General features: G+C 36.8%; 19 protein-coding genes. 7 read left to right on the top strand and 12 right to left on the bottom strand.

The genetic code is table 11. The features are described 5' to 3' along the window. Positions 1 to 79 precede the first annotated feature (79 nt). On the top strand, positions 80 to 2062 hold the full coding sequence (locus L2567_RS14295) for a T9SS type A sorting domain-containing protein (RefSeq protein ID WP_235298478.1): 1983 nt from the start codon (positions 80 to 82) through the stop codon (positions 2060 to 2062). Positions 2063 to 2289: 227 nt separating this feature from the next. Here the strand turns inward: L2567_RS14295 and L2567_RS14290 are convergent, their stop codons facing one another. Then, positions 2290 to 2478, bottom strand: coding sequence for a hypothetical protein (locus L2567_RS14290; protein WP_235298477.1), 189 nt, complete (start codon positions 2476 to 2478; stop codon positions 2290 to 2292). Positions 2479 to 2538: 60 nt separating this feature from the next. On the opposite strand from L2567_RS14290, the gene tnpA reads away from it, so the two are divergent. The 5 genes from tnpA to istB all read left to right on the top strand — a co-directional run bounded on the left by tnpA (position 2539) and on the right by istB (position 6282). Continuing rightward, positions 2539 to 2775 carry an IS66 family insertion sequence element accessory protein TnpA gene (gene tnpA / locus L2567_RS14285; protein WP_235298476.1) on the top strand — a complete coding sequence of 79 codons (237 nt, stop codon included), beginning with the start codon at positions 2539 to 2541 and terminating at the stop codon, positions 2773 to 2775. Beyond that, complete coding sequence (gene tnpB, locus L2567_RS14280; protein WP_319942134.1) at positions 2772 to 3122, top strand: IS66 family insertion sequence element accessory protein TnpB; 351 nt, start codon at positions 2772 to 2774, stop codon at positions 3120 to 3122. The genes tnpA and tnpB overlap by 4 nt, the downstream gene beginning before the upstream one ends. Before the next feature lie 40 nt (positions 3123 to 3162). Continuing rightward, positions 3163 to 4599, top strand: a complete 1437-nt coding sequence (tnpC, locus tag L2567_RS14275; protein WP_235298474.1) for an IS66 family transposase — start codon at positions 3163 to 3165, stop codon at positions 4597 to 4599. 464 nt (positions 4600 to 5063) lie between these two features. Further along, the gene (locus L2567_RS14270; protein ID WP_235298473.1) at positions 5064 to 5342 is read left to right on the top strand and encodes a hypothetical protein; all 279 of its coding nucleotides are present in this window, start codon (positions 5064 to 5066) and stop codon (positions 5340 to 5342) included. Positions 5343 to 5547: 205 nt separating this feature from the next. Continuing rightward, entirely contained in the window at positions 5548 to 6282 is a 735-nt protein-coding gene (gene istB, locus L2567_RS14265) for an IS21-like element helper ATPase IstB (protein ID WP_235298472.1), read from the top strand. Between the two features lie 356 nt (positions 6283 to 6638). Here istB and L2567_RS14260 read toward each other — a convergent pair whose 3' ends face one another. From L2567_RS14260 to L2567_RS14235, 6 genes are all read right to left on the bottom strand, one after another. Next, the gene (locus L2567_RS14260) at positions 6639 to 7316 is read right to left on the bottom strand and encodes a hypothetical protein (RefSeq protein WP_235298471.1); all 678 of its coding nucleotides are present in this window, start codon (positions 7314 to 7316) and stop codon (positions 6639 to 6641) included. A gap of 108 nt (positions 7317 to 7424) precedes the next feature. After that, on the bottom strand, positions 7425 to 8531 hold the full coding sequence (locus tag L2567_RS14255; RefSeq protein ID WP_235298470.1) for a hypothetical protein: 1107 nt from the start codon (positions 8529 to 8531) through the stop codon (positions 7425 to 7427). Positions 8532 to 8646: 115 nt separating this feature from the next. Then, positions 8647 to 9075: a tyrosine-type recombinase/integrase gene (locus tag L2567_RS14250; RefSeq protein WP_406626705.1), complete on the bottom strand. Its 429-nt coding sequence runs from the start codon at positions 9073 to 9075 to the stop codon at positions 8647 to 8649. Between the two features lie 494 nt (positions 9076 to 9569). Continuing rightward, the gene (locus tag L2567_RS14245) at positions 9570 to 11792 is read right to left on the bottom strand and encodes a TonB-dependent receptor (protein WP_235298468.1); all 2223 of its coding nucleotides are present in this window, start codon (positions 11790 to 11792) and stop codon (positions 9570 to 9572) included. A gap of 26 nt (positions 11793 to 11818) precedes the next feature. After that, the gene (locus tag L2567_RS14240) at positions 11819 to 12166 is read right to left on the bottom strand and encodes a heavy-metal-associated domain-containing protein (RefSeq protein WP_235298467.1); all 348 of its coding nucleotides are present in this window, start codon (positions 12164 to 12166) and stop codon (positions 11819 to 11821) included. Between the two features lie 45 nt (positions 12167 to 12211). After that, positions 12212 to 12553 (bottom strand): hypothetical protein, encoded by a 342-nt coding sequence (locus L2567_RS14235; RefSeq protein ID WP_235298466.1) that lies wholly within the window; start codon positions 12551 to 12553, stop codon positions 12212 to 12214. A 130-nt stretch (positions 12554 to 12683) separates the two neighbouring features. Between L2567_RS14235 and pyrE the strand changes: the two genes are divergently transcribed. After that, positions 12684 to 13334: an orotate phosphoribosyltransferase gene (gene pyrE / locus L2567_RS14230; RefSeq protein WP_235298465.1), complete on the top strand. Its 651-nt coding sequence runs from the start codon at positions 12684 to 12686 to the stop codon at positions 13332 to 13334. A 7-nt stretch (positions 13335 to 13341) separates the two neighbouring features. Here the strand turns inward: pyrE and L2567_RS14225 are convergent, their stop codons facing one another. The 5 genes from L2567_RS14225 to L2567_RS14205 all read right to left on the bottom strand — a co-directional run bounded on the left by L2567_RS14225 (position 13342) and on the right by L2567_RS14205 (position 19523). After that, on the bottom strand, positions 13342 to 15630 hold the full coding sequence (locus L2567_RS14225) for a TonB-dependent receptor plug domain-containing protein (RefSeq protein WP_235298464.1): 2289 nt from the start codon (positions 15628 to 15630) through the stop codon (positions 13342 to 13344). A 9-nt stretch (positions 15631 to 15639) separates the two neighbouring features. After that, the gene (locus L2567_RS14220; RefSeq protein ID WP_235298463.1) at positions 15640 to 16494 is read right to left on the bottom strand and encodes a hypothetical protein; all 855 of its coding nucleotides are present in this window, start codon (positions 16492 to 16494) and stop codon (positions 15640 to 15642) included. Between the two features lie 87 nt (positions 16495 to 16581). Then, entirely contained in the window at positions 16582 to 17433 is an 852-nt protein-coding gene (locus tag L2567_RS14215; RefSeq protein ID WP_235298462.1) for a hypothetical protein, read from the bottom strand. Positions 17434 to 17503: 70 nt separating this feature from the next. After that, positions 17504 to 18400 carry a hypothetical protein gene (locus tag L2567_RS14210; protein WP_235298461.1) on the bottom strand — a complete coding sequence of 299 codons (897 nt, stop codon included), beginning with the start codon at positions 18398 to 18400 and terminating at the stop codon, positions 17504 to 17506. A gap of 49 nt (positions 18401 to 18449) precedes the next feature. Beyond that, positions 18450 to 19523 (bottom strand): hypothetical protein, encoded by a 1074-nt coding sequence (locus L2567_RS14205; RefSeq protein WP_235298460.1) that lies wholly within the window; start codon positions 19521 to 19523, stop codon positions 18450 to 18452. Positions 19524 to 19556: the final 33 nt, after the last annotated feature.

The following is a 19556-nucleotide window of genomic DNA, read 5'->3' as shown; positions in this document are numbered from 1 at the left end:
TTTGAGTGCTCCTAAATTCACGCAATCTCCAATTAATTTCACGAAGGTTCTGTTGGACGATATAAAAAATAATATAACATTGGAGCGAATTGCGGTCAAAGTAGAAACGGAATATCTAAATAATGACGGTCAATTCAAACAAAGTAGTAACGAACTCATTTGGAGCATCTACTTTGAAGCTCCACTTGCCAATTCCCTCAATATTACAATGAAGGATTTGAAGCTTCCTAAAGGAGCTTTGATGTACATATTTTCAATGAATACTGGTAAGAATATGGTACATGGTCCAGTAACAACCAATGATATATACGACGGTTACTATGCAACAGATATATTCAATGGACAGAATATTGGAGTGATAGTAAAAATGAATGTATCGCAAAGGGAGGAGTTCAGAATAAATATAAATAGTGTTAATCAAGGTATTCCAAATCAACAAAATAACCGAAACTATGGTAGTGCAGGAAGCTGTAATTATGATGTAAACTGTAGTATCGGATCTGGTTGGGAAGATGAAAGGGATGCCGTTGCACGCATGCTAATTGATGGATCTTTTACATGTTCAGGATCATTAATAAATAATGCAAATGAAGATTTCAAACCTTTCTTTTTAACAGCTAATCATTGTCTTGATAACAACCCTAACTTTAATACATTAGTTTTCAGATTTAAATATGAATCAGAAAATCCGAGATGTCCTGGAAAAAGTACCGGCGGTGAGGGTGATTGGTTCCAATTAACTGGATCTTATTTTAGAGCATCTCACGCACCCTCAGATTTTTCATTGGTAGAGTTGAAGCAACAAGTTAAAGGTATTGCAAGATTGTCAATGGCAGGTTGGAGTAGAAGCACAACACCGGCAACATCAGGTGTATCAATACATCATCCAAGAGGCGATGCGAAAAAAATTTCTGACTATAATACAACTGTCCAAAGTGATGATAATTACACTTTATCAAATGGAGGTAATGTTGTTGGAGATTTTCACTGGGTTGTTGACTGGAATATTGGTGTAACAGAGGGAGGATCTTCAGGGTCTCCATTATTTGATCAAAATCATAGAATTATTGGCCAGCTTGCGGGAGGAAATGCGGGATGTGGTTCATCGGTTCAAGACGATGGCTATGGCAGATTTCATAACTCGTGGACTGGAGGTGGAACAAATGCAACACGGTTAAGCAATTGGTTAGGTGGTTCATCTAATCCGATGACGACCAATACTGTAGAGGTTCCCTACATCGATCATGATCTCGGAGGTTCGATTTATTATTGTTCTGGTACAGAAGTTTTTACATTGATTAATACTCCACCAGGTCGAAGTGTATCTTGGTATGTGTCTCCTAGCAACTTATTCTCGACATCAGGAGGACATGCATCATCTGGAAGTGGAAATACTGCAACTATTGCTCCCGCCAACTCTAGTTCATCTGGCTTTAGTGCAATATATTTTACGTTATCAAAACCTGGATTTAATGATGTTGTATTATCAAGATTCTTTTGGTTAGGAAAGCCCAAAAGACCAATAACCTCACCTGTAAACAATTCAATTGAAGATCGCGATTTAGCATCAAGTTTTAACGTATCAATCAATACTTGCGAAGGTGTTGAAAATGGCGCCTGTAATGGTGTTTGGAGTGCTTCCGGTGCAATAAGTGAAAACAACCCATCCTATGTTGGACCGAGTCAATCTTACTATGCAGACTATCAAGGATTAGGCACGTGGTCTACTTATACAACAAATGTTTGTGGAAATTCTCCAACTGCGTCAGGTGATATAAATGTCAAGCCACCCTTTAATCCTGGACTTCAAGTGATAGACGTGAATAATCCAGTTCGTGATTTTGTTAATTTAAGTGTAACAAGTCAAAAGAAGAATGTTTCAGCGACATCTAAGTTCGACCTACAGATAATCGATCAAAACGGAAACATTCAATTAAGTAAATCTTACTTAATTGGACAAAATCATCAAATAAATGTGAGCAATTTGATATCAGGTATGTACTATTTGCGAGTGGCCAATGAAGGGCAAGTAACCACTACAAAAATCTTCATAACAAAATAATTATCGATGTCGATATAATGCTCTACGATATAAGCATTATATCGACATATTTTGATTTTATTTACAAGAGCTTCATTTTATCAAATTTACTCAATGAATCGCAAAAATACTAACTGGTAGGAATTTCTAGTTTTCCATACATCACGCCTATTGCGAAAAATGTGATAATATAGAATACGAAAAGTGATGTATAAAACTAGCGAGTAGGGCGCATAATTCTAAGAATGTTAATCCAAGATGTCTAATCGATTTTTGATTCTATCGACGTCGATCTCCACAGTGGCAAGAGCCTTTTCTTGTCTGAGAATATCGGATCTAAGTGAATGAACATCCTCTCTAACAGAAACAATATTCTCCATTACATCCTTAACCATGCGTTTTAATTCAGCGTTATCTTGCTGTAGCTTGGTATCCATCTCACTAACCCTATCTTGTCTATTTAGCTAGGAATAGAGAATTTGCGATTAAAAATAGTAATGGCAATAGACAGTGAAAAATTATATCGACAGTTTCAAGCTTCAGGAATGAGTAGGAAGGAGTTTGCACAGAAGGTTCGTATTCCAAAATCGACTTTAGATTACCATGTTTACAAAAACAGGAAGAAACAATCTGCACCTTCGCAGGCGGCATTTAAACCACTAAGAGTGGTTAATGAAAACAAAATCATTAAAATCACTCTGGCTAATGGTACATTGATTGAAATTCCATCGTGATTGGTCTCAGTGCGAAGCATCATTATTTTCTATACACCAAGCCTACTGATATGAGAAAAGGCTTTGATGGATTGAGTGGAATAGTATTAGAACACATGAATCGTAGTCCCTTGGATGGTAGTGTGTACATTTTCATCAATCGCAGGAAGAACAAAATGAAGATGCTTACTTATGAACCTGGTGGTTTTATGCTGTATTACAAGCGATTAGAGCAAGGCACTTTTGAGCTTCCGCTGGGAGATGATCATAGTCAAGAAGTAAGTCTTAGTTGGGAGTCCTTAATGCTCATTATCAGTGGCATCAGTCTTCAAAAAATAGTACGAAAAAAGCGATATAAAAGAGCCTAAAAACGATGATAAAGTCACACATTATTAGTATTTTTAATATGTGTTAAAGGATGAGATAATAGCTGAAAAAGATGCAAAGATTGCTAAGCTGGAACATGAGCTAGCAGAGATTAAACGACTCATCTATGGTTATAAAAAGGAACGCTTTATTCCTAATACTCCATCGGTAGAACAGCTCAATCTTTTTGGACAATCTGCTGAGGATGCCGCGGATGTTGATTCGGTAGTAAGCAATGAATCTTCTAATTCGACTAAACAGAATAAAAAGGTAAAGCATCCCGGCAGGAATCCTATTCCTGATCACTTTCCTTGTGAAGAAGAGACATTACATCCAGACGGCGATTTAGCTGATATGGTGGTTATTGGTCAGGATGTTACAGAAACGGTTGACTATACTCCGGCTAGTCTGGTTAAAAAGCGTATCGTCAGACCTAGATATATATCTAAAAATGGAGAACATGTGCTGATCGCTGCCTTACCAGATAGGCCAATGCCTAAATGCATAGCGGAGCCTAGCTTGATAGCGTGGATGCAAGTCAGAAAGTTTGTCGAACACATGCCTTACTACCGCCAGATCCAACAAATTAAGAGAGATTACCATTGGGAGTTATCTTCATCTACTGTAGGCAACTGGTTTGCTCAGTTATGCGAGCTGCTCACACCTTTGTACAATGAATTGAAAGCTCAGATACAAAACAGTACGTATTTACAAGTAGATGAGTCTCCTATTAAAGTTCTACAAAATGATAAAAAAGGGACTACTCACAGAGGCTATCAATGGGTTTATCATGATCCCGTAACGCGATTAGTATTATTCGATTATCGAAAAGGCCGAGGAAGGGCAGGTCCCAAAGAAATGCTGAATAATTATAAAGGAACTATTCAATGTGATATATGGCAAGTATATGATAACATTGCCAAATCAAATCCGGATATAGATCTGGCGGGCTGTTTAGCTCATGTACGAAGAAAGTTCTACGAAGCTAAGGACTCGAATAAGGAATTAGCAGAAGCGGCATTGAAGCAGATTCAAGAAATCTATGGTCAGGAGCGTTTATCCAGGCAGAGTCCAGATCGGAAACAATATCGAGATAAACATATCTTGCCACTGGTACAAAAACTTCGAGAATGGGTGGATGAGAAAAGCCTCGAGGTATTACCCAAAAGCCCAATTGGAAAAGCTATGACCTATTTGGTAAAACAATGGTCCAAAATCGAATTTATCTTCACAGATGCCAGGATCGAATTAGACAATAACTTCATAGAGAATAAGATTAGACCTTTGGCGCTAGGAAGAAAAAACTATCTGTTTGCCGGTTCCCATCAGAGTGCAAAACGAATAGCGATGATGTATTCCTTCTTTGGTACCTGCAAAGCCAATAAAGTCAATCCTTATGAGTGGTTAAAGTCCACAATCGAAGTCATCAATGAGACTAAAATGGATCAGCTAGAAGGTTTGCTACCAACGAAAGTGTAGTTGCTGGGATGGATACAGATAATCTAAAAAGTGCTGTGACTAAAGCAGGAAAATACCAGAGTGTTATTAACCTAAGCATTCAAGACATGGCTTTTCACTATGGGACGATCATAGACCCAACGTGTCGTTTTATACCGAAAGATAAAGCCATGGTAGAGGGAGCAGTGAAAATAGTTTACCCTTCGATATTCTATCGAGTAGAAAAGCACACGCATTTTACCATAGCGGATCTAAACTCCTCTATATTATCTGAGTTAACTAAGCTTAACAATAGGAAGCTCACTCATTGCGATTATAGTTGAGCTGAGCAATTCGAAAAAGAGAAGCCCTACCTAGCCGTACTTCCAAAATACGCTATCAGATAAAGCAGTACCGCAAGGCTAAAGTGCAAAAGATAGGTTACGTATTATGTCCTTGTTACAAGAGCTATTACAGTGTGCCATACAGATACATAGGTATAAGATGTGAAGCTTCGTTATGACCACAAGACATTCGAGGTATATTATAAATCTGACCGAATAGCTCTGCATCAAACTAGTATGGTCAAAGGCAAGTATGTAACGAATCCATCACACCTATCATCAAATAATCGTGCATGTACAGAGTGGAGTCCTGAGTTCTTTATCCAAAAGGCAGATAAGCATGGTGTACATGTAGAAAAATATGTTCAAGAACTGATGGATCAGAAAAACTATCCAGAACAATCATATCGGCAGATAATAGGAATATTAGCTCTTTCCTAAGGCTATAGTGCTGTTCGACTTAACAATGCTTGTGGGCTAGCTATGAGTAGCCCCAATTTCGGCTATCATATCATTAAGGCAATACTAGAAAATAATCGTGACCAATATATAATTCCGGATAATAGTCTAGATCAAGATACCATACCGCCTCATGATAATATCAGAGGGCCTGAGTGCTTTGAATAAACAATTAAAAACAATAAAAATGGAAGTACAGACAGTAGAAAAATTAATTCAAATGAACATTAAGGCTATGGCACATAGCTATCGTGAGGATATTGAAAATAGTGCCCTGAGCAATTATACGGTGAGTGAGTATCTGGCTAGAATCACAGATCTAGAATGGGATCATCGCCAGAATAGAAAGATTAGCAATCTTAAAAAAGCAGCTTCTTTCCGTCAACAAGCTCACCCATTACAAATTGATTATAAATCTGATCGATCCTTAGACAATCAAGTGATGCAGAGGATACTAAGACTTGACTTCATCAAAAGAGCAGAAAACATAATCATAACTGGACTGACCGGAACAGGTAAATCCTACTTAGCTCAAGCTATAGGTGTGCAAGCTTGTGAAATGCTATATAAAACGCTTTATTACCCGATGAGCATATTTTCTGATACGGTCCTTACCATGAATATACAGGGCACCTATATAAAATGGATGAAAGGGCTTAAAAATGTGCCACTGTTAATATTAGATGATTTTGGACTTACCAACTTCACATCCGAAACCAGAAAAGCGCTGATGGAGATAGTAGATTATAAATATGGAAGGAGTGCTGTCATTTTCGCATCACAAATACCAGTAAAAAAATGGCATGAGCTCCTAGGCGAGAGTACTATTGCAGATGCTATAATGGATCGCATAGTTCATAACTCTCATCGTATAAAACTAACAGGGGAATCCATGAGGAGGAAGAATAAATTAAAATCCTAGGGTGGGAGGTTGCTCCAGTCGCCCTACGGGCTCCTTACGCAACCTCCCACCCTAGGACAAACTTTTTCAAAGGAAAAAGACTATTTTTAACTTGAATTATTGGCTCTGAAAAAGTGGTACACTTTGGATGAGATTTAGTGGTACACATTCATGAGATTATGCACTAATACAGTTTATAATTTAATTACAATGTTTAGTTCAGCCCCTTATTGGGGTCTTTAACACCAATGATTCAGCTTTGACAGATTTTGCATCATCAAACACTATCGCTACATGAATATCTGATTGGAATGTTTTATTTTCATTCGGTAGTAGATTAGGTAGTCTAAAAGGTCAGTTGATGCGTAGCATGCAGTTTAAAGAGCAATTAATGGAATTCCAATAGCTAATCCTGTATAAAGGGCTCTCCATTTCATATTACGGCTAGTAAATTCTTTTCGATTTACAAAAGTATCATTGAGTCTTCTCAGTGACATATAATAGGAGCATTGTAATGCAAAAGTTATTTTTTTAGTAAAACCATAACTAATATGTACCTTAGGCAAGATTCCCGCATCGTATTTTGTAAATGTCATTATATCTTCCGATAAAATTCCATCAAAAAGAGAATGAATGCTTGGATCAAATAGCTCTTTAGTAACTGTAGTCTGCTTTCTATTTAAAAGCACTCCTAAAAAAGGACCTACACCTAATTTAACTTTCAGCCTACTACCAACCTTTAGCATTGGAATTAAGTGGACATGAAAGTATTTAAATCTCGGAAATGGAATACCATACAGTGAATTTTCAAAAAGCATATTTTGAGGATTTGTTGGCCATTTGCTTAATACAGTGGCCGTTACGTTTCCTGTACTATTTACTTGTTGGTACACAATAATTTCCAAGGGAGTTCTCTCTTGGTATGAGAGAAAAAGACTTATATCAACAAAATCATATACTTTACGATGAAGATCTACACTAGCTAAAAAAGAATGTCTAAATATACTGCTTTCGTTCCATGAACTTCTCTTGGAAATAAACTTAGAATAAATCATACCTCCCCCCGTGAATAATTCTTGGTCTTGTGACTTTAAATTTAAAGTGGGTACGACGAGGATAAGGAAGAATATTATTTCACTTTTACACAATATGATAAAGTTTTATTAATTACATTCAAGTCTTATGTAATCGCCCCCCATTCCTCTATGAGAAGAAGCCGTGCTTCCTGCGTGCGATGTGCCAGGTATCACAAAGTCGAGTGCTGCATAATGATATACCCAGTAATTCTGTGGAACACATTTACCGACAGGAAATAAGGCAGAGTATGTAAAGCTCGAACCCAAACCGTAAGTGGTATAATGATTATGATTCCAACCTGTTCCAGTGGGTTGTTGATTGATATACTTTTCAGCAAAGAGGTTCATTGAAACGTACATATCTGTAGTATACAGGAACCATGTCCAAAAACTTTTCTTTCTCGATTCAGTATCAATTGAAAAAAGAAAATCTAAATCAAAATAATTTCCTGGACAGGGAGTGATGATTCTCTCAAAGGAGAAAACAACATTAATTTTGCGATTTCCACTTGAGTTCTCTAATTCTAAAGATGAAGTATAAGGTGCATGTAACGGACAACTTTCTGACTCCAATAAATCTCTACTGTGTACTTGTTGAACGTCATTCTCGATTATGATGAAATCCTTGCTGTCTATTTCGTCACCTTTCTTATAGGATAAAAGATCTTCGAATTTATCTTGTGGTACCCAAATAACCTTATCCTCTAAATATCGACCAATAAATTCTCCAACCTGAAGCATTCCATCTCTGTTTAGAACACGCGAAAGACTTTTCGAAATACCAGAAAATTCTATCCTATGCTCGTTTTTTCTTAATAGAGAATTACCAATATTCAGGTTTTTTGGCATATCATCTGGAGGCATTTCATTGTATCTTGTATATAAACTAAAAAGAGAGGGAAAGTTTTTTGATTCAAAGAATGAAATAATGCTTTCTGAATTATAATTATCGAACTCTTGGATAGTTTTTATCAGATGAGAAGAACTATCAAATTTCATTATACCATTTTCAATATTAACCGAAGATAATTCAACATCCTTTATATAATCAATCTGAGCAATACCATCTACAAATTGAATACCATTTCTTACTTCTTCCGATAATTCAAAATAAGGTTCGTTGCTATCATCGAGTATATTTTTTTCACAAGAGTAGATAAAAAAAGTCAAAAAAAGAAGAAGTAAATTTTTCATAATGAAGTACTTGAATAAAATAATGTTACTGAAATTTACAAAAATACTTTTGATTTACAAAATTGTTAACTCTTTAACCCCCTAAAGAATTGGATTCGAAATTAATTTTCAAGCTTCATTCCCATAATTTCTCCGCCCATTTACGTTCTTCGATGCCGCTTACTTCCAAGTACAACGCGGTTGTGGTCATATAGGCATGCCCCATCCATTTCTTTACTTGGGTTAAAGGTACCTTCGTTACAGCATAAACGGCAAAACCATGACGCAATCCCAATGCACTTGCTCTTGCGCCCTCAATACCTATGTTTTCCATTAACGACGTAATAACCCTTGCTGCCGTTCGCCTAGAAAAGCTCCAAAGCTGATCGGTAGCTTCCTCGATCTCTTTCGTGGTTTGCTTATGCGTGATCATCGTTTTTAAATCAGCAAGAAGGTGGTCGGGAAGGGGCATCTGACGATAAATATCATTCCGTCGTCTTTTGAGTGTATTGATCGTTAACAATCTTTCACTAAAATTAATCTGACTAGCTCGAAGGGAATGGATTTCGCCTAAGCGTGCTCGGGGGTCACTGGTTCGAGTCCAGTATTTCCCACCATGGCTATAGGGGGTTTCAGCGTTTACGTTGGAACCCTCTTTTTTTTTTGCGCACCATTACTAAACAAAGATTTAATCCCTTCTTTTCGAATTATCATTATTATAATAGGATTTAATCGCATCACGCGCAAACGCGTGAGGGTCACTACTTCGATTCCATTATTTCCCAACATGGCTATATTTGAATTCTAGGCTAGAACTTGCGTTTATATCACCCTATTGGATTGTTTAGATTCAGTGTAGACGATATCACAGAATTAAGAAAACATTTCTCTTCTATTGAATAGAATAATGATAAGTGAGGTTGATAGAGCTTACTCTCTTTTCAGATAAACTGGACTTGCTGTAGGATGCCATGTCGGTCCCCCTCCTGATGGTTAACCTTCAATTATCATGGCGTCAAGTCGTTCTAATGTAAACTGATCACATCCAATGGTCCTTTTTTACTTTTCCCTCATATAATATCGCACCCCTATATAAAATTCCCTTCCCCTTGTCGGTCCCCACACAGAATTTGTGTCGAAATACAGGGAAAATGGATCTTGCCAGGAAATTATCGGTCGCTCTTGTCGAAAGTCAAAGAGGTTTTCACAACCGGAATATACCTCCAGTTTCTTAAAATTATAAGTAAACTGTGCATTAACCAATGAATAAGGCTTCGAAAAATCGGGACGCCTATGCGTTTCCGGATTGGAGCCCGTATTCGGTAGTCTTTGTTTTCCAAACCAATGTGCATTGACATCAAAAAAGAATTTGTTAGATGTCGGTCTGTAACTAAACACTGTTAAGAATCTATGTTTGGAATTAAAGGGAAGCATCATTTTCTCTTCTCCCTGCATTCGGAATACATCCAGATAGTTGTATCCCACCTTAAACTCATATTTTTCGTAAACCCTGACATTGGCCTCTGCCTGAAAACCATTGGCCACACTGGTTCCATAGAAATTACGAATAAACGCTTTCGTTGGATCTGTATCAAAGTCCGGAAAAATTTGATTCTGAAATTCCGTCCGATAAAAATCAGTGCTCAGATAACCGGATATGTTTCTAAAGTCAAACTTTTGAATCAAATTCATTCCATAATTCAATGCTTCTTCCGGATCCAGGTTTTCTTCAAAAATGATGTCTCTGGAACTGGCCAGCTGATTAATGTTTTCTGAGAATATATTAGCTGTCCGCCACCCTGTCCCTACATTGGCTCGCACCACAGTCTGTGACGATAGGTCAAATTTCAACAAAGTTCGTGGGGTGAAATTCCACCCAAATTGATTGTGGTGATCTATTCTTGCTCCGGCTATCCAAGTCAACCTATCGTCTAAAAACTGCATGGTGTTTTCTGCAAAGAGTCCAGGAATGACTTCTAATTTACTATATTTGCCAGCATAAGTTCTATCCAATATATTCCGGGTTAACTCAATGTTTTCATCTAAATTCAAATATCTGATGCTAGCACCTGTTTTTAATTGATGAGTTCTGTAATTTCTTTCATACTGGGCGTTGGCATAGAAATTGGTTTGTTTCGCCAAATAATTAACCGTTCCAAAAGTTGAATTCTGGTCATGATAAAAAGCGCTTGCATTAAAAGCCAGATTGTGATAGTCATCGAATCTAAATCCTGTCTTGGTCCAGATCTCAGGTTGAGTATATTGTACGACTTGACCATAATATTGAGTTCCACCACGGTGTTGATCTTCTTCGAATGCCAATTGACCTCCTACCCTCTTTTCATTGACATAACGAATACCAATGATGCTGTTCCAACCCCATTCAGCAGGATCTCTATACTTTGAAATATTGGAGAGGGTGTAACGGGTCAGCAGAGGTAAGTCCAGAAAAGTATCCCCATCTCTATCCACGCGTCCGGCCGGTTCTACCACATGAACCTTTGAAAGATTGCTCCAATATCCTTTGCGATAGGAAAAATTAGCATTGGCATGCTTCTCCAAAAAGCTATTTAAGTAAAGATTCAATAACAACTTGTCGGCATCATCTCCATTTTTAGTCTCGACATTAATTTGTCCACTAATGCTTTCAAAACCTTGCAAAACACTATTGGCACCTTTAGAGATGAAGATATTGTCGACCGCTGTGCCGGGAAAACTACTGATTCCATAGGTATATGATAATCCTTGAATCATAGGCAGACCATTAATCAGCACTTGATTATAAACACCGGAAAGACCTAAAATTCTCAACTCTTTCGAATTCGTAATCACATTGGTGGTATGTGGCTGTACAGATGCCTGAGTACCAAAACATCCTGCCAGATCGCAACAAGCAGCCTTCTTAAGCTCAGTTTGCGTAATCTGTTCCGTTTTTATAGGATTGATATTGGATACTATGATGCCATCTCGTTGGCCTTTGACGACCACCCCTTCAATGGCCAGATTTTCTTTAAGTCGAATAGATATGAATGATTGGTCAGTAATCCGTGTAGTATCAGCAAGAAATCCGACGTAACTCGTAATGAGCTGCTGATTATCTTTGTTTTTTTCGATTTCAAAATGTCCATCGATATCTGTTGTAACTCCCGTTTTCTGGCCTTGCCAATAAACAGAGGCTCCGATAAGTGGCTCATTTTTTCCATTGACTACCTCACCCAATAAAACCTGAGAAAAAAGATTTATGGGTAATAGGAAGCCAACAACGATTATATATTTGATCATTGTCATGCATTTTATAAGGTTAGCAATTAATGATCCTTTACTTTATATGGTCGATCATTCGGATTCTTACACCCGGGTGTATCTTCGATGGTTGCATAAATGCGTTCTTTCGACACCTTAGAAGGAAGGAGATAAACCTCAAACTTAGTAGTTGCCCCTTTTTTCAGGACTTTGCAGTTACTGACACCTTCAAGGTTTTCAACATTTTCTGAAATTGATTTAATATCGGCCGAACAGCCGACACCTTTTACTTTTACCTCTATGATTTCAACCTTTTCCAGTTTAGGCAATGTATTGGCAGTTTGCGCACTTGCTAATGGTACGGTAAAAAAAGTTGCACTTAATAAAATAAGGAATGCTTGTAAATGCTTCATGTTTGAATGTACTTGCTTAGTTAAAAAAATGGTTGTTGATGAAAACTAAGCGAGCTGTGGAGGTTGCCAAAAGTCTGTGGCAAATTGAGAAAGGTGATTAAATTGGTATGAAAAGTTGCTTTCGGTCGAAAATCCAGGGTTAGTCGAGGGCAAAGCTAATTTTTCAGCCGTAAATACAAAACTTGAACCACAAGATTGAAAAGGATTACATGAATTGCCATTACAGCCTTGATCAGCAGGTTTTTCATCATTGGTTGTCATGCTGAAAGGTTCACACGTGTCTGTGCAACATGCAATCTCTGTTTCACATTGAGACAGCAGTGTCATGCCCGGTTTAAAAGCCAGGAAAACTACTGTTATTGCCAATATGAATGCTACTAATCTCATTCAATCTTAAAGTTAAAGTTTTTCGTTCACAAACCTTGCCACGTTTGGACTAACGTATAGCTTAGACAAATAATTCTTTATTCGAGCAAAATTATGAGAAAATGGCATGTTCTTTATCTTTATCGTCCATATGAAAACTTCATTTATTCTAAATCACAGAATTGCGAGGAAAGTCGCAGCAGAATTGTTGAAAATCGAAGCTGTGAAATTGAGTATCGATGATCCCTTTACATGGGTGTCTGGAATCAGGTCACCGGTGTATTGCGATAATCGAAAAATCAATTCGCACGTTTCCAGTCGCCAGATTGTAGCTGACGCTTTCGTTAAAGTCATCAAGAATAATTTCGGTCAACTGGATTCTATCGCGGGTGTGGCTACTGGTGGAATCCCGATGGGTATATTGATCGCGGATAGGATGGATTTGCCTTTTATTTATGTGCGTCAGGAAGCGAAAAAATACGGATTGATGAAACAAGTCGAAGGTGATTATAAAGAGGGAGACAAAACAGTATTGATAGAAGACCTGGTTTCAACTGGAGGCAGCAGTCTTAAAGCATATAATGGTATTGTGAATGCCAATGTTGAAGTAGAATCTTTACTCAGCATTATGACGTACAACTTTAAATCGTCAAAATCAGTATTTTCGGATAACAACGTGAATTACAGCTCTTTAACTGATCTGGATGTACTGCTTGAAGTAGCCAAAGATGAAGGCAGACTAAGCGATGATGAAGTAAATGAAGTACTGAAATTTAGGGATGATCCGAAAAGCTGGAGGTAATGATATCTTAAAACTTAATGTTGTAATTAAAGCTTGGCAACAATGGGAAGACAGCAAGTTTATGCATGTAGTAATTCCCATCAATATCGTCTTTATTGATTACAACATCATTAGCAATCTTGTTAAAATAGGCATTATAGATAGCGAGCGTGAACTGCGCTTCTCGATTTCTTTTGGTCTTGTAACGCTTGATAAGAGCGAGATCCAGACGATGATAAATAGGTAACCTATAATTGTTTCGCTCTCCGAAAAAATAAATCGGCTCTTCACCTATTTCAACGATGGCAGTAGGCAATGTTGTGGGCGTTCCGCTATTTAGGGTGAAATTCATAAGGTAGGTCCAGTTTCGACTGGTCGTATAATTATAGATCAAATTCGTCTCGTGTGGACGATCCAGGGCATGAGGAAACCAAGTGTTGTTGTTGATCACTTCATATCTACGGATGGACCTAGAATAATGATAATTAAGCGTAATATTGTTTCTCGTATCGTCATAGGTAAACCCTAATTCTAAGCCAAACGCCTGACCTTTTCCGTTAGTTGCAAGGTATTGTTCATAATTTCTACCATAACTATTGGCAAGTCCAATCTCTTTATCGATGCCCGTAAGTTGATTTATATCTTTATAATAAAGGGATGTAATCATATTCACTTTGTTATTAAACATCTGATTTTGCACATAACTCAAACTCCATTGATGTGTAATAGGCGCGCGCACACGCTCTGAAAGCGGAAAGATGTATTCTACGGTGTAGTAACCGCTTCGAGTAGAGAATTGCACCCTATTCTGAGACAGTTTATTATAGGATGCTTCTAAAAAGCAATTATCATTTATCGACTTTCTTAGTCTGACTCTTGGTTCAATAACAAATTGCAGGTTATTTGTAGACATATAGCTATTGAGTCGAAGGCCATAGTTTAGATCAATGGATTCTGTAAGCTCGTAATCATTATCTATGTAAGCTCCAACACTCCCAGTATGAAACCAAGTAGAAGGCTGCGTGTAGGATTGTCCATTTTCTGAAAATTTAAAAACAGCCGGAGAGGAGTATATGTAATCCATTTGGACTCCATATCTAAGAAGATGCTTGCTACTAAGATTGTTGTTAATAGCCAAATAAGCATTTGTCAATCTATACGGAGACTTCCGAATTGATCTCATTCTATCTGGACTGTCTGTGTCTAGGTTTTCGACAATACTTGTTCTATGACTGGTTTTAAAAGAAGAAAGACTTATACCACTTTCGAGGAATCGCCCTTGGTTTAATTGTTTTTTATAGTTCAGCGAATAAATCTGATTTCTAAGCCCATATCTTGTGGATCCTTTTGATATGTTCTCCGCACGCCCTTTGCCTATAAAGTAGTCCTGGCTATCGTAAATATGGAAGGATAGTTTTTCTTTATTAGATAGTTGATAGTCCAACTTGAGATTATAGTCATAAAAAGTGAAGTTGGCATAGCCTTCATTTCTTCCGGCAAGATACGCGATGTATACTGGTAGTAACACCACTCCTATATATGCTGTTCTAGCACCAGCCATAAATGTGAGTTTTTCTGTAAGCGGGCCATCTATTAAGATACTGCTATTGGTCAAGCCCACATCGAGGTCATATCGAAGGGAATCTTGGTTTCCTTCTTTAATTTTGATATCAATAGCCGATGCACTGGCGTTACCAAATTGAGCGGGAATATGGTTTTTATAAAGCTTGATATCTTCTACAACTTTGGTATTAACCGTTGATAATACTCCCAATAAATGACTGGGATTAAGGACCAATGCATTATCAAGCAATATGGCATTTTGATAGATCTCACCTCCTCGAACGGAGAAGCCTGAATTACCGTCTCCTGCAGAAGAAACGCCTGGCAAGAGGGTAAGGGTATTGATCACATCAGCTGTTCCGGTTACACTTGGTATGGATTTCAGATCTTTGAGCTTTAGATCTTCGAGTTGATCAATTCTATCACGACTTTTGGCAAATATATCGATCACATCCAAGGTGCTGGATTCTAAAGTAACTTGAAGCGATTGGTTTTTCTCAAGATTGAAGTTGATCGTTTTCTCGTAGTAGCCAATATGAGTGAATATGGCTTGGTGTCGACCCTCTGCCAAAGCAATAGTTGCCTTTCCTTCCTCATTAGTATTGATTACGATTTTTTGGTCAATGATAATATGAGCAAAATCAACGGATTCTCCCTGGGAGTTGACTACCTCGAAGGTCACAATGTATTCTGCTTGCGAATAATTGAGGAGTGGTATGATCAATAATATGAAGAGTATTAAATAGTTTTTCATGGTGTGCATCTAAAAATATAGTGTGGTATCTACACAAGCTGTGTTTAAAATGATTTCGTAGTTGTCGCCTGATCTGGGGAAGTCGTCTTTAAGATTTAAGTGTGCTAAGAAATAAGGGTTGTAGTGAGCACCATCGTAGGAAATATTGTAAACCATTTGTCTAAATAAATTGATGGTAGGTTCATCTATATTGCAAATGGTAAAAGTTAGATCTCTTTTTTCTCTTACGTCTCCCTGCCCATTTAGAACAATCTTATTCTCTTCCAAACATGACAAATTCAATAATCTGAATTCTCCTGGAAACGCAAAAGCTGAACCTAATTCAGAGCACGTATTTTCTTGAAATGGGTCCCAGAACATAGTGGCGAACGTATCTCTGTCTCTTTCATATGCATATGTAGAATCCCAGACAATCTGATATATAAAATATGGATCCATTTCAACGGTTTTTTCAACTTGAAATGTGACAGTCTGATCATATCTGTTTTCATTATATTGATCCACTTTAACAGAATCATCAACAATAACCGAGGTGATCGTAGGGGTTTTCAAAGCTTTGATTTTAGAGCTCCGATAAACTGTAGTGTCTCCTTCTGTCAATAATTCTATTTCATAAACAGTTCCTTTTTCAGGAACAATCGTTGTGTTAAAGACTGAGTCAATTTTTTTACCCCTATATATCTGAACTCCGTTTCTATAAATAGTAGGAATAAGCCCTTCTTTATTTTCATTAGAGTTGCTAAAAACTCCAGATAACCACCAAAATTCACCTTCAATTGGCTTTCCAGGCTCTATAACGCTAATGACAAGAATTGAGGGCTCTACTTCACTTGTATATTCTGGTAATGAACAACTAATTATCATTAAAAGCATAATTCCTTTAGAAATCTTAAGACTTATTTTGAAATAACTAGTTCTCATCTTGAATTTGTTAAATATCTTTTTTTCAAATTAGAAGTTCAAGGTTGTATCCACACAAGCTGTGTTTAGTATAATTTCATAATTGTCTCCTGATCTGGGGAAGTCGTCTTTAAGGTTTAAGTGTGCTAAGAAATAAGGGTTGTAGTGAGCGCCATCGTAAGCTATATTATAGCTGCTTTGTCTATAGAAATTTATGGTGGCCTCATCGATATTGCAGATCGTAAACTTCGAAGATATAACTTCGTCATTTCCCGGATTTCTTCCGGTAAGTAGTATTCTTCCCTTATTTTCTTGACAAGAGGTATTATAAACTTTAAATCCTCCTTCTTGATTGATACTTTCTTCCAATTCGTAGCAAGAATTACCTCTTACTGGGTCCCATCTTCTTGTGTCAAAAGTATCTTGACCATCCGTCGTGTCCATATTTTGATCTAATCTGATAGCCTTGTAAAGATAATATGGATCTCTAATTGAAAGAGTGTCAATAAGAAACTCAATGTTATTATGAGGCCTTAAAAATTGTCCTAAAAAGTACTCTTCTATAGAAACTGAATTAATATTAGGTTTGTCTAGTGTCTTATAAACATTACTTCTATAGGTAAAGCTATTATCTTCAGAAGATAACATTACTTCATACTGTGAACCTGCCTTTGCGATTAACGGAGATCTAAAACTTTTAGAAACTGCATCTCCTTTATAAACTAATCTTCCATTTTCATAAATATAAGGTATGAGCAACTTTTTGGGATGATTAGTGTCAATCAATACACTTTCTAGCCACCAAAACTCTCCACTTATATTTTCACCAAGATTTATCTCACTTATAAATAATATTGATGGTTCTATTTCTTTTAAATAGTTTGACTTTGAACAACTAGTCACGATTGAAAGTATTAAGCATAAGTGGATTAACCTAAATTGATTCGTAAACATCTTTTATACTAAATATGATTTATAATATTAAGGTCGTATCGACGCAAGCTGTGTTTAATATGATTTCGTAATTGTCTTCAGATCTGGGAAAGTCGTCTTTAAGATTTAAGTGTGCTAAGAAATAGGGGTTGTAGTGAGCACCCTCGTATGATATATTATAAACCATTTGTCTAAATAAATTAATGGTATGATCATCTATATTGCAAAACTTAAATTTTATTAATGTCGGGTTATGTAACTTTGGTCCTTCCAAGGTTAGATTATTTTTATCTTCCAGGCAAGAAATATTGAGAATATCGAATCCTTCCATTATCAAACCCGGATTACCTATTTCATAACAATAGCTGCCCATTGGTGGTGTTCCCCATCTAAATCTAATTGTATCATCCTCTTCAATTGGATTTTGTCCTTCAAGAAGTGGTATTTCTGTTCTGTACATGAAATATGAACTTTGAGTTTCTTGATTGGAGAAGTAAAAATCTGTTATATGGTTTACATGATTGAATCTGCCAACTTCTACTTGATATATACCTAAAGAGTCTATTAATGGCCTTTCTAAAGTTCTATATTCTTTACTTGTGTAATAAAAATCATCCTTTTCTTTATTAACTAATTCTAGTCTATAGAAAGATCCCAATTTTGCCGCAACTGGAGTCTTAAATTGTGATGTGTGTAATTCACCTTCAAAAACTTTAACATTATCTTCATATAATACGGGCCTAAGAGATAATTGTTGCTCATTTTTTTCATCCTCAAAATTTTTAAGCCACCAAAAATCTCCTTCAATAAGCTTCCCAGGCTCTATAATGCTAAAGACAAGAATTGAAGGCTTTACTTCACTTGTATATTCCGGAAGCGAACAACTCACTAAATAAAGCAATAGTAAATATATAAGTGTGCTGCAATATTTATTCATCATCTTCGATTAAAGAAAATATCCTGTTCATGTAATTAATTAATGAATTCTATTGGCTCAATAGTAAAGGTTGTTCGATCTGCAAGTTTGTAATATCACAACCGTTCACAAATCTAGATAATCGATGATTCGAAGTTCCATCTGTATTCAACTGATATCCTGGATTATTTCCTGCAGGCACCGTCATTGACACCGTTCTTTCAATTAGTGGATCATCCTGCTCTACCGCCCAATTCAAGAAGAAACTTTCATATGTTGTTCCTTGATCTGTAGTAATGTCTGCATCAAAATCATAGGTGAGTCTGTTGTTGGCATCTGTCGAATACCAAATACCTCCTGATCTTCTAAATGATTTTGTTTCAAAGGTCCACTGTGGATTCAGAGTATTGCCACCCGGAACGAAGAATTCGTAATATATTCTACCACGAACCCTTATTCTCTTACAATACCACGGTCCTGGTGTTACCTCTCTAGTAGCTTCTTGCAAAACGGCAGGATTTCTTTGCTGAACCAGTTCTGCCAAATCATAAACCTCAGCTTGCTTTTCAAAATCACCGTATTCATCGCTATCTATTCTTTCCTTCAAAGAGTATAACAAACTTTGATCATATATGAACTGGCGGTGATCAGTCAAATGCATAATATCATCTCCAATTTTTATGATCCTGGAGTCTCCGACAAGCATTCTGGCATATTTGGTCGTGTGAACTAATAATGGTTCAACATCTGTAAAATCCTCTTCTACTTTTACAAAGTTAACCTTGTTTTCATTTTTCGTGAAGAAAAGCTCCAACTCTTCCTCCGTCTCTATTTGAGCATATTCTTCTATTACCCGGTAATAGTCTCCTTGAACAGATTGATATCCGATCTCCTGCTCAAATTGCAAGAAATCTTTTCGGCTAAGATCTTGTAATTGGTGTGCTAGGGATAAGAATTGATCTGAATTCTCAAACTCAAAGTAATTGCCATTAAACTTGAAATCCTTAGGATTTAATGGCTTGTCAATGGTGTTTTCAACTGTAATTTCATGGTGCTGTTCTTCAAGCATTCCTTTCTCACATGAGAATATACCCAGAATAAAAAAGAATAAAAAAGAATAAAAAAGAAAATTAATGTTTTTCATAATACTAAAGTTTTTCATGAACAGGATGCTTTA

It is taken from the genome of Portibacter marinus (genome assembly GCF_021533195.1).
Classification (GTDB): domain Bacteria; phylum Bacteroidota; class Bacteroidia; order Chitinophagales; family Saprospiraceae; genus Portibacter; species Portibacter marinus.
Note: the sequence above shows the minus strand (reverse complement) of the source record. Positions and strands in the feature narration are given on the sequence as shown.

Excerpts from the sequence above, each read along its gene's own strand:
- L2567_RS14205 (WP_235298460.1), bottom strand. The coding sequence starts at position 19,523 with ATGAAAAACATTAATTTTCTTTTTTATTCTTTTTTATTCTTTTTTATT.
- L2567_RS14225 (WP_235298464.1), bottom strand. The coding sequence starts at position 15,630 with ATGAAAAACTATTTAATACTCTTCATATTATTGATCATACCACTCCTC.
- L2567_RS14210 (WP_235298461.1), bottom strand. The coding sequence starts at position 18,400 with ATGAATAAATATTGCAGCACACTTATATATTTACTATTGCTTTATTTA.
- L2567_RS14290 (WP_235298477.1), bottom strand. The coding sequence starts at position 2,478 with ATGGATACCAAGCTACAGCAAGATAACGCTGAATTAAAACGCATGGTT.
- L2567_RS14245 (WP_235298468.1), bottom strand. The coding sequence starts at position 11,792 with ATGATCAAATATATAATCGTTGTTGGCTTCCTATTACCCATAAATCTT.
- L2567_RS14260 (WP_235298471.1), bottom strand. The coding sequence starts at position 7,316 with ATGATTTATTCTAAGTTTATTTCCAAGAGAAGTTCATGGAACGAAAGC.
- L2567_RS14235 (WP_235298466.1), bottom strand. The coding sequence starts at position 12,553 with ATGAGATTAGTAGCATTCATATTGGCAATAACAGTAGTTTTCCTGGCT.
- tnpA (WP_235298476.1), top strand. The coding sequence starts at position 2,539 with ATGGCAATAGACAGTGAAAAATTATATCGACAGTTTCAAGCTTCAGGA.
- pyrE (WP_235298465.1), top strand. The coding sequence starts at position 12,684 with ATGAAAACTTCATTTATTCTAAATCACAGAATTGCGAGGAAAGTCGCA.
- L2567_RS14240 (WP_235298467.1), bottom strand. The coding sequence starts at position 12,166 with ATGAAGCATTTACAAGCATTCCTTATTTTATTAAGTGCAACTTTTTTT.
- L2567_RS14255 (WP_235298470.1), bottom strand. The coding sequence starts at position 8,531 with ATGAAAAATTTACTTCTTCTTTTTTTGACTTTTTTTATCTACTCTTGT.
- istB (WP_235298472.1), top strand. The coding sequence starts at position 5,548 with ATGGAAGTACAGACAGTAGAAAAATTAATTCAAATGAACATTAAGGCT.
- L2567_RS14220 (WP_235298463.1), bottom strand. The coding sequence starts at position 16,494 with ATGATAATTAGTTGTTCATTACCAGAATATACAAGTGAAGTAGAGCCC.